Annotated in this window: 3 rRNA genes; all 3 read right to left on the bottom strand. The window is 52.7% G+C overall.

Annotated elements, in window-relative coordinates:
* Positions 1-302, bottom strand: a 23S ribosomal RNA gene (locus M3223_RS23800); the annotation flags it as partial.
* 117 nt (positions 303-419) lie between these two features.
* Positions 420-536 (bottom strand): 5S ribosomal RNA (rrf, locus tag M3223_RS23795).
* A gap of 153 nt (positions 537-689) precedes the next feature.
* Positions 690-789: ribosomal RNA gene (locus M3223_RS23790) — 16S ribosomal RNA — on the bottom strand; the annotation flags it as partial.

Raw genomic sequence — 789 nt, 5'->3', positions numbered from 1 at the left:
CACAACCCCAGGGAGCAAGCCCCCTGGTTTGGGCTAATCCGCGTTCGCTCGCCGCTACTGACGGAATCACTATTGTTTTCTCTTCCTCAGGGTACTTAGATGTTTCAGTTCCCCTGGTGTGCCTCACATAGTGCTATGTATTCACACTATAGTAACTGGACATTACTCCAGCTGGGTTTCCCCATTCGGAAATCCCCGGATCAACGCTTGCTTACAGCTCCCCGAGGCCTATCGTGGTTCGCCACGTCCTTCTTCGGCTTCTGGCGCCTAGGCATCCTCCGTGCGCTCTTAGTAGCTTAACCATCTTGCCTAAAAGACAAGTTCCAGTTAAGACCACAGCTTTCGGATGTTTCAGCATTTCATATCGTTCGTATCCAGTTTTCAAGGTACAAGGGTAAAACTTGGCGCAAAAATGCACCGCTTGGCGACGTCCTACTCTCCCAGGACCCTGCGGTCCAAGTACCATCGGCGCTGGAAGGCTTAACGGTCGTGTTCGGGATGGGTACGCGTGGTTCCCTTCCGCCATCGCCACCAAACGATGAAGCGTCTTGCGATTGAAAGAGACTTGCTCTTTCAAAACTGACAACGAGTGAGTGACAAGCCGGTTTTGAAACCCGAAGGTTTCTGCTGAGGCATCTGGCGATGCCTCGAATTTGAATGCTTCCGTTGCAGGAAGCGATTCTCCATAGAAAGGAGGTGATCCAGCCGCACCTTCCGATACGGCTACCTTGTTACGACTTCACCCCAATCATCTACCCCACCTTCGGCGGCTGGCTCCCTTGCGGGTTA

Source organism: Paenibacillus pasadenensis (genome assembly GCF_023715725.1).
In the GTDB taxonomy this organism is placed as follows: domain Bacteria; phylum Bacillota; class Bacilli; order Paenibacillales; family Paenibacillaceae; genus Paenibacillus_O; species Paenibacillus_O pasadenensis_A.
This window is presented reverse-complemented; position numbering and strand designations above follow the sequence as displayed.